Source organism: Streptomyces sp. GC420 (genome assembly GCF_009916105.1).
Taxonomy (GTDB): Bacteria; Actinomycetota; Actinomycetes; order Streptomycetales; family Streptomycetaceae; genus Streptomyces.
In genome coordinates, this window is the sequence record NZ_JAAAXQ010000525.1 from 1 (window position 1) to 4,227 (window position 4,227).

General features: G+C 74.3%; 5 protein-coding genes. 3 read left to right on the top strand and 2 right to left on the bottom strand.

The window, feature by feature from the left end; translation table 11 throughout:
* Window positions 1-25: 25 nt before the first annotated feature.
* Window positions 26-517 carry a general stress protein gene (locus GUY61_RS35380; RefSeq protein WP_166634414.1) on the bottom strand — a complete coding sequence of 164 codons (492 nt, stop codon included), beginning with the start codon at window positions 515-517 and terminating at the stop codon, window positions 26-28.
* Window positions 518-1,211: 694 nt separating this feature from the next.
* On the opposite strand from GUY61_RS35380, the gene GUY61_RS35385 reads away from it, so the two are divergent.
* Window positions 1,212-1,505, top strand: a complete 294-nt coding sequence (locus GUY61_RS35385) for a hypothetical protein (protein ID WP_166634415.1) — start codon at window positions 1,212-1,214, stop codon at window positions 1,503-1,505.
* On the opposite strand, the gene GUY61_RS35390 is transcribed toward GUY61_RS35385, so the two are convergent.
* Entirely contained in the window at window positions 1,475-2,233 is a 759-nt protein-coding gene (locus tag GUY61_RS35390) for a TetR/AcrR family transcriptional regulator (RefSeq protein WP_166634416.1), read from the bottom strand. The genes GUY61_RS35385 and GUY61_RS35390 overlap by 31 nt on opposite strands.
* Window positions 2,234-2,471: 238 nt before the next feature.
* Between GUY61_RS35390 and GUY61_RS35395 the strand changes: the two genes are divergently transcribed.
* A complete protein-coding gene (locus GUY61_RS35395) occupies window positions 2,472-3,326 on the top strand; it encodes a phosphatase PAP2 family protein (protein WP_166634417.1) in 855 nt (284 codons plus the stop codon).
* The coding region (locus GUY61_RS39420; protein ID WP_208106852.1) for a hypothetical protein at window positions 3,323-4,227 on the top strand (905 nt) is incomplete at its 3' end. The genes GUY61_RS35395 and GUY61_RS39420, both read left to right, overlap by 4 nt.

Below are 4,227 nucleotides of genomic sequence, written 5' to 3' on the forward strand. Positions count from 1 at the left end.
GGGGACGGTCGACCGGAGGAGACGATTACTCCGAAGGGATGAAACCGCCGCGCTGCAGCACCGTGCGCGCCTGGTCGGCCTGTCCGCCCCGGGCGACGACGTCGTAACGGGAGGCGACAATGCTCTGCGTGGACGAGAAGTCACGGTGGCCGCCCGTCGCGGCATGGCCCACGAAGCCGAAGACGGCCCCCCACAGCGCACCGATCAGGACTCCGCCGAGCACCAGCCCGACCCAGGCCGCCCCGGTGGTGAACAGGCCCACCAGCAGGCCGATGAACAGACCGAACCAGGCGCCGCCCGCCGCCCCGGCACCAGCGGCGCGTCCCCTCGTCAGCCGGCCCGTCACATGCTCGAGCAGGCGCAGGTCGGTGCCGATGATGTCGAGGTGTTCGACGGGGAATTTCTCGTCCGAGAGATAGTCGACCGCCGCCTGGGCCTCCGCGTACGAGGAGTAGCTGGCAACCCTGTTCCAGGCGGCGCTGATCGGGTCGAACGCGCCGGGGTTGATTCCGGTCATCGGATGCCTCCGTGGATACTCCGCCCTTCAGGGCGGAGAGGAAACGGATTCCTGCGGAGCGGGGCGAAGGGCTGCGATGCGCCGCCAGGGCGGATTGCAGTGCTCTGACCCGCGCCTCGTTCACGAGGAGGAGGAAGTCAAGACTGCCCCTTCTCGCGACGACGACGATGGGCACGGCTCCCGCGCGCCGCCCGGCCCGGGCGGCGCCCACCGGGACACCACGATGGTCCGGCCGCGTGCGGCCGGGCGCAACCGCGCCCTGCGGTGTGGAGCGTGTCCTCACCGAGCGACGACGCCACCGCGCCGAGATCGTCAGGCTCACCCGTAAGCTGCCGGCCGCCACCGAGCACGCGGACCCGGCGGCCGAGGCGCCCTCCCGCCCTCCTGCCCCGGCGGGACTGCCGGGCAGGTGCTGCGGCGCCTGGGAGGTGGGCACCGCCGGTCCGAGGAGATCGCCCGGACGAGGGCTCAGGAACCGCCGGGGACGACCACTTGCGCGACCTGTCCGCCTGCGCGGAGGGCGGGAGCGTCGCCGTGCGCACCGCCGGACCCGGGGTGCGGACGCGGACCCCGGTGCCGGGCAGGAGCGCCGCGTTCCGGGCTCGCCGCCTCGCACAAGGGACCGTCGCGCACCGCGCCGACGCGCCGCCGGCGGGACGCGCTCGACGAGTGGACGGAACCCGGCTCACCGCCGGTGACGTTCGGCATCCACGCGGAGCGGCGCGAATCCCTCGGGCCCTGCCGACCCCTGCGCCTACACGCCACCGCTACCGCCACTGTCGCCACCGACAGGGAGTGGCTGGTCGGCCTCCCGGGCGAATCCGTTGTGTGGCGCCACGCGCACGAGACGGCGGTCGCGGTGCGCGGCCCGCCGGCCGAACCGCTGCGGCTCGTCCACCGGCGGCGGGCCCGCCGGCGCACGGGTACCGGAGTCCTCGGCGGCGCCGGGCTCCTCGACTACTGGCTGGACCGGGTCGGCTTCGGCTGAGCCTCCGTGTCCCGTGGCAGCCCGAGCGCGGGGAAGACGGAGGCCTCCAGGAACCGCTGGAGGTACGCGTCGTCGGCGGGCCGGCCCTCCAGCAGGGGCCGTACCCGCAGGGCGCCGATGATCTGCGCGGGCACGAACTCGGCGGCCGGATTGTCGGCCGCCACCTCGCCGCGCTCGACCGCGCGGCGGACCAGACCCGCGATCACCGAGACCTCTCCGGCGAACAAGGCCTCGTGCAGCGCCTTGAGCAGGCCGGGGTCGCTCAGCGCGGCGTGGCCGAGTGCGTACAGCAGGGCGGTGTCCGTGTCGCACACCCGGTCCCGGTGCGTGTGCCGTTCCGGGTCCAGGTCCCGGCCACGGTCCAGGGTCTTGCCCGGTTCCTGTGGCCGACCGCCTTCCCGTGCCTGTTCCCGGTCCGGGGCGCGGGCCCGTCCGACGGCCCTGGCGACCTCGCGCAGATCGCCGGCGAGCGTGCCGGTGTCGATCGTGTGCCACGCCGTCCGCCGGTCGCAGCGGCTCAGGGCCGAGGCGACCAGCTGGGGCTTGGTCTTCCACTGGCGGTAGAGCGTGGACCGGCTGGCGCGGGTTCTCGCGGCGACCGATTCGAAGGTCAGGGCCTCGTAGCCGCCTTCCCGGAGAAGGGCGAGGACGGCGTCGTAGATCTCCTGCTCCCGCTCGGCGCTGATCTTGGAGCGGCGTGTGGCGGTCGTCGCCGTCTGCGAAGCCATCAGCTCTCCTTCTCGGCCCGCCGAACCGTGGCCGGTCCGCCGTCGTCCGGCGCGCCGCCAGGTCCCGCGCGGGTGCTGCTCGATCCGACTCGATTGTGAGGCATGGCTCTCATCGGTACACCAGTGTACCGATACGACCTTGGACCGGTACACTCACGTATCGATACGTCAATGTATCGATGGGTGTGGGCCCCCGGCCCGCGCCCGTTACCGTCTGTACGCACTAAGGGGCCGGGTGATGAATGCCCGCACACGATCCGACGGGGAGGCACCGGCGGGGGCCGCGCTCCGGCCGTCCGTGGTGCGCGAACTCCTGCTGGTCGCGGGACTGTTCCTGGTCTACAAGTCAGGCCGCGTCCTCATCGGGGGCCACGAGGCGGAGGCGTACCGCAACGCCGCCCGCGTCTGGGACCTGGAGCGTCTGTGGCAACTGCCGGGCGAGGACGCCGTGCAGAGCCTCCTGCTGCACAGCGAGCCCCTGGTGCGGGCGGCGAACACCTACTACGCGGCCGTGCACTTCCCGGCCACCGCGCTCTTCCTGGTCTGGCTCTACCTGCGCAGGCCCCGCCACTACCTGTGGTCCAGACGGGTGCTGGCCGCGCTGACCGGTGCCGCGCTCGTCCTCCACCTGCTGCTGCCCCTGGCGCCGCCCCGGCTGCTGACGGCCGCCGGACTGGTGGACACCGCCCAGCGGTACGGGCCATCGGTGTACGGGGCGGAGCCCGCCCGCGACACCCTGGCCAACCAGTTCGCGGCCATGCCCTCGCTGCACTTCGGCTGGGCGGTCATGGTCGCGGTCGGCCTGATAGCCGCGACCCGCACCCGATGGCGGTGGCTCTGGCTGCTGCACCCGCTCCTCACGCTCCTCGTCATCACCGGCACCGCGAACCACTACTGGCTCGACGCGCTCGCCGCGGGGGCCCTGCTCGGTCTCGCGCTGCTGCTCGTCCCGCTGGGCCCGCCCCCGAGCGGCTACGCCGGCCCCGCCGGCCCCGTGCCCGCCGTTCCCCGGCCGGCCGCCGAGCCGTCCGGAGCGCTCACCACAGCGGCGGCGCGGAGACGGCTCACCACCACAGCGGCGGCGCGGAGATGAACGCCACCGCCGGCGCCGTTGCGCTCGCCCTCGTCTCGGCCGTCGCCTACGCCGCCGCAGCCGTCGTCCAGGAACGCCTGGCCGCCCGCGCCGGCACCGGAGGACACCTGCGCCGGCTGCTGACGCACGGCACCTGGTGGGCGGCGGTCCTCCTGAACTCCTTCGCGGCGCTTCTCCACGTCGCGGCCCTCAGATACGGCCCGCTCACCCTCGTCCAGCCGCTCGGCGCCCTCACCCTGGTCGCGGCCGTCCCGCTCGGTGCCCGAGCCGCGGGCCGCCGCGTCACCGGCGACGAGTGGCGGGGCACCGCACTCACCCTGCTCGGCCTCGGCGCGCTCCTGCCCGTAGCCGCGAGCGGCGCCGCACCCGAAGGCACGCTCGGCACCACCGCCGCCCTCGCCGTCACCGGCAGCGTCCTGGTGCTCGCGCTTCCGCTGGGCCTGTTCGGCGGTGACCGGGGCCTCGGCCACGCGGCCGCCTCCGGCATCACCTCCGGGACCGCATCGGCCCTCACCCAGACACTGACGGTCTCGGGCCTCGCGCCGGCCTGGCGGTTCCTCGTCGTGGGCGGCCTCGTGGCGGGCCTCGCGGCGGCCGGACTGCTGCTGTCGCAGGCCGCCTACGGCGGAGGTCTCGGCGCGCCCCTCGCCGTGCTCAACCTCGCCAACCCGCTCGCCTCGGCCGCCATAGGCCTGACGCTGCTCGGCGAGCGCATCCACGGTGGCGCGGTCGGAGTGGTCCTCGCCGTCCTCGGCGCGCTCGCCGCCGCCCGCGGCGTGAAGCCGCTCGATGTCGAGACCCTCGTCGCCGAGGATCACCATCAGCGCGGTGTCGTCCAGCGCGTACACCGCCGCGCAGCCCTTGCTTCCGTACGTCACCGTGCGACGCAGCGAACCCCGGT